Origin of the sequence: Bacteroides sp. AM37-9 (genome assembly GCF_003603455.1) — a bacterium.
GTDB classification, from domain to species: Bacteria; Bacteroidota; Bacteroidia; order Bacteroidales; family Bacteroidaceae; genus Bacteroides; species Bacteroides xylanisolvens.
The window spans coordinates 1-4,191 of record NZ_QTNF01000072.1 but is presented as its reverse complement, the minus strand read 5'-3'; the positions used below and the strand labels follow the sequence as shown (position 1 = coordinate 4,191).

Below are 4,191 nucleotides of genomic sequence, written 5' to 3'. Positions count from 1 at the left end.
AACAAACCTTTAAAGCTGGTTTGGCTGCCAGTATAAAGAACAGCAAACAAAATCATGAAACATTGCTTCTTAAATCCATTTCGTAGCCAACTGTTAGGGCTATTTTTCAGTATTAATTCATTAATCATTTTTTTATGAAAAAAGAGTTTACATTACGCTTAGACGATGCAGCCTGTGCAGAGTTAGAAAATCTAAAAAAATTATCTGGTGAAAAAACAGATGCTAAAGCTATTAGATTTGCTATTCAGAATTATGCAACTTTGAATGATAGGTATATTGAAACACAACGGCAAATAAGAACGTGGAAAGATAAATATGCAGCGTTAAATAAAGCTGTTGATGATTACTTGTCTTCTTTTGAAGCATTGAAGAAAACTACAGATTGATAGTCAATTATTAGAAATGTGAAAGGATTAATTTATGATTGGAGTAGAGAAGAAAATTTTCAGATTATCTAGTTCTGTGTTAAATCGTACTTTTAAGCAGGAAAAGAGTATTTTTTGTTCAATGGTGTTACGATTGATGGATACAGAAAACTATGCAAACAATTATTGCGATTCGCTAAGTCTTGTTCTTGAACTATTTCCAGAGATTGATAGGGAAAAGCTAGAAAAAGAATTGGATAAATACGTTTGATAGTATTTGAAATCAAAAATAGGCTATTAAACTAGTTAATAGCCTTATTTTAATACATAAATTCATGAAATATGGCAGCGGATATGACAGATGAAACGATTGCACAAAACATGGAACGCATCGAGAAAATGAGCATAAAAGAAATTCAAAAAGAAATTGAATTTCTGGAAAGCCCCGGTTACAACTGCGAAGGGCTGGTATGTGCAGACGGTGTGATTGTTCCCCGGACAAGAATGCTTCGCAAGGTTCTTTGGGAAAAGAAAACGAGCCAAAAGAGCCTGACAGCTCTCCAATGGGCAAAAGAAGGATATGTTGTCAATCCGGATGCAACAGGAACCGCGTGGAAAAACAATTCTCACAATTTCAAAGCTACATATATATATTATGTATCAGAAGAAGTTCATGAGGATAAAGAAGCAGCTAAAGAGTTTCTTAAATCTAGGCGTAAGGAAAAGAAAGAGTAGTCTTTAGTTCACAGGTCTCTTTTCCAAATATGTAAGTCAAGATAAAATGGGATTATCATACCAAATAACGCATAACAGAATATAAATAAACGAATTATGAATGAAAGAACAATCCAAATAGACGTAATTGGAAAAATAGAAGGTACTCAATTTATGAAGTGTAAGCTATATACAAATGAAAATATTGTCATTATCATGATGAATGAATTTGATTATGAACGGTTGAAAGAAGAAGGAATCTTCATAAGAGATGGCAAAAGTCGAGATTCAGCCGGAGTATTGAATACAACCAATACTTTCATCGAAAAAAATTAATACTCAAAACAAAAAAGAATGATTATGGATAAAAAAGAAAAGAATTTTGCCACATACAAAGAATTTGCAAAGATGCTTCGGGAAGTGGCAAACATATACTCTAAACTGGGTGACGAACCATTGTTGGAAGAAGGATATGAGTATAACGCCATTAGAGATGCTGTTCAGTATGTAACGAACAAACACGATTTTGGTTACTTTATACAGCCTTGGAAGGATGAATTTCTACGTATGCCTTTTGATGTGACGAAGCGAAAAAAATGGGCTGATTATGTGGCTGAATGCCATGCTACAGGAAAGGAAATAGATTACGATAATTATGATTGGGATAAATGACCATAATTTTTTGAATAGTGTGAAAGGAAATAGATGTCATATAATCAAAATATAGATAGAATGTTTATTGAATATAAGGTATATCGTAGGGTGTCAGATTTGAAGCCTTTTATATCTAGGGATGAACTTCCTTCTTGTCAGATGATTGGGAAAAAAAAGTTTGTAGGAAAAAAAGCAAAAATGGAGGCTGTTTATAGACTTACAGGGAAACGTTTGCCAGAAGACTATACAACAGAGCAGGTAAACAATTATCTTACGGTAGAGCTTTTTAATACGTCTTTATGGCATAAGTATAGAAAGATTTACAATGAAGTTTCCAATGAAAAAGAAATTGTTGTAGAGAACTATAGTTATCAATATACATTAGTTGTAGAATTAGCAAATAAATCGAATTTATCATTGGATGAAGGAAAAATTGTACATTTTGTAATGTGCGAACTGTTAGGAAATCCTTGTGAAACGTATAAAGGGATGAAAAACCCTATAATTTCTTTACGAAAAGATTATGATAGATAAAGCAAAAACATTAGATGAATGCTTTAAGGAACTAATTCTTAAAAGAGGCTGGTCTAAAAATAGTCCATATGACCGCCGAACTGCATCAAGGCATAAAAAGCAATTCCTTGAAGGAACGTTGCCCGATGAATTTAAAAGAGTATATTTGCAAAGTGCTGGTTATACAATAGTGCAGCCGGAGCTTTGGCGACAGGAATTATAAAACAAAGAAAATGGACTGGAGGAACATAATAAGAAATCTATTAGAAATTATCATTGCTATTTTTAGAATGATTTTCATAGGGCTATTTTATATAGCCAAGTTTATGTTTGTGTTCTTTATTCTACTTTTTTTGGGAGTATTAATCAGTCAAAATAATAAGCGATGGTAAATAGAGAAATAAAAGTCCGAAAACGTGCGGTAAAAGAAGAAAAAGAAGAAATAGACGGTGAGATTGTTAGAATTAGGAAAGGGCATCCTCGTACAAATCTTCCTGTGAAACTCCCAGAAAATCCCACATGGCTGAAACAACCTAATGTAGTTACATTAATGGCTGGTGATTTTAAGACAGTACAGATTAGAATCTTAATTGCTGTTATAGAGAAATTACAGAATGTCATAGAATTAAGTATTCAGCATCTAGATAAATATGGTACATCTATTCCATGCGAGCAATTATCCTTATTTCAAGAATATTCAGACCGTATAAGAGTAGATATCGCATATCGGGATTTGGGCGTTAATCCAGACCAATACAAGGAAGTAAAAAGCATGGTTCGTAAATTAATCAGTATTCCTGTAGAGTTTGATGTTAAAGACCCAATAACAGGTGAGGAAAGTTGGTCTATTACTGGTTTATTCACTAAGGCAAATATACCTAAAACTCCTTATTCAAGAGGTTTTTCTTTAGAAATGGATAGAGAGGTTGCTAAAGTTTTCATTAATGTTGATAGAGGTTTTACACGCTATATAAAAGAGATAGCTTTAAGAGCGCAAAGTAGATATACAATAAGAATGTATATGCTGATTAGCTCATGGAAAGAAAAAGGTGGTTTTTCTATTTATGTGGATAGATTTCGGAAATTCTTAAAATTAGAAGATAAATACCCCGAATTTAAAGATTTGTATAAACGTGTAATACGCCCTGTTTACGATGATTTGTTTGAACAGGCTGATTGCTGGTTTGAAATGGCAGAAGTTTATCGTAATTCAGGCGATACACAGCCTTATAAACTTAATTTCAAAGTTATTAAGTCTGCATTATCAAAGAAGGAAGAAGAACTATTAAAAGGACAAAAGAAGATGATAACGAATTTTTGTTCTTTGCACTTTGCAATGAAGGACGAACATTTGCAGCAGTTTATTCCACAGATTACATTAAGCAACTATAAAGCAGTAGTAACTAAGATGCTTTATCTAGGCGAATATGTTAGAGATAACTGGAATAAAATTTCAAATAAAGCAGAATATTGTTTATCCGTATTATTAAAAGAGGTAGAAATACTCCCCGGAATGATTGGAGAAGAAAAAGAAGATGAATAAAAGTTGGGTTTTTGTCCCTAAGAGGGGTCTAAAAGTTGGGTTTTTGTCCCTAAGAAGTTGGGTTTTTGTCCCTAAGAAGTTGGGTTTTTGTCCCTAAGAAGTTGGGTTTTTGTCCCTGATTTTTTACCGTTATCTGTTGTTTTTCAAATAGTTACCCTTCCATTTTTAAGGGTACTACCATCACTAGCTGATAAAAAAAAACCTGATAATCATACCAAACACAAAAAAGGAACTCTTCTTATTACATAAACCCACAAAAAAGGAACTTTTCTCATAATCTTAACACAAACTTTAGGGAAAAGAACATCTATTAACAAAAAAGGACGCTATATGATACAACTAATCAATCAAAAGTTGGGTTTTTGTCCCTATCTAAAAAAAACATATTTTAAAAAGTTGGGT

Annotated in this window: 8 protein-coding genes; all 8 read left to right on the top strand. The window is 32.7% G+C overall.

Annotated features, from left to right (window positions below; genetic code table 11):
* Positions 1-134: 134 nt before the first annotated feature.
* Positions 135-386, top strand: a complete 252-nt coding sequence (locus tag DW862_RS25435; RefSeq protein ID WP_004295365.1) for a hypothetical protein — start codon at positions 135-137, stop codon at positions 384-386.
* A gap of 34 nt (positions 387-420) precedes the next feature.
* Complete coding sequence (locus DW862_RS25430; protein ID WP_007559101.1) at positions 421-636, top strand: hypothetical protein; 216 nt, start codon at positions 421-423, stop codon at positions 634-636.
* 71 nt (positions 637-707) lie between these two features.
* On the top strand, positions 708-1,100 hold the full coding sequence (locus tag DW862_RS25425; RefSeq protein WP_004295364.1) for a hypothetical protein: 393 nt from the start codon (positions 708-710) through the stop codon (positions 1,098-1,100).
* Positions 1,101-1,196: 96 nt separating this feature from the next.
* On the top strand, positions 1,197-1,415 hold the full coding sequence (locus DW862_RS25420; RefSeq protein ID WP_004295363.1) for a hypothetical protein: 219 nt from the start codon (positions 1,197-1,199) through the stop codon (positions 1,413-1,415).
* Positions 1,416-1,439: 24 nt separating this feature from the next.
* On the top strand, positions 1,440-1,751 hold the full coding sequence (locus DW862_RS25415) for a hypothetical protein (RefSeq protein ID WP_004295362.1): 312 nt from the start codon (positions 1,440-1,442) through the stop codon (positions 1,749-1,751).
* 33 nt (positions 1,752-1,784) lie between these two features.
* Complete coding sequence (locus tag DW862_RS25410; RefSeq protein ID WP_004295361.1) at positions 1,785-2,267, top strand: hypothetical protein; 483 nt, start codon at positions 1,785-1,787, stop codon at positions 2,265-2,267.
* Positions 2,257-2,469: a hypothetical protein gene (locus DW862_RS25405; RefSeq protein WP_004295360.1), complete on the top strand. Its 213-nt coding sequence runs from the start codon at positions 2,257-2,259 to the stop codon at positions 2,467-2,469. Before DW862_RS25410 ends, DW862_RS25405 begins: the two co-directional genes overlap by 11 nt.
* A 162-nt stretch (positions 2,470-2,631) precedes the next feature.
* Positions 2,632-3,789, top strand: coding sequence for a replication initiation protein (locus tag DW862_RS25400; RefSeq protein ID WP_004295359.1), 1,158 nt, complete (start codon positions 2,632-2,634; stop codon positions 3,787-3,789).
* Positions 3,790-4,191 lie beyond the last annotated feature (402 nt).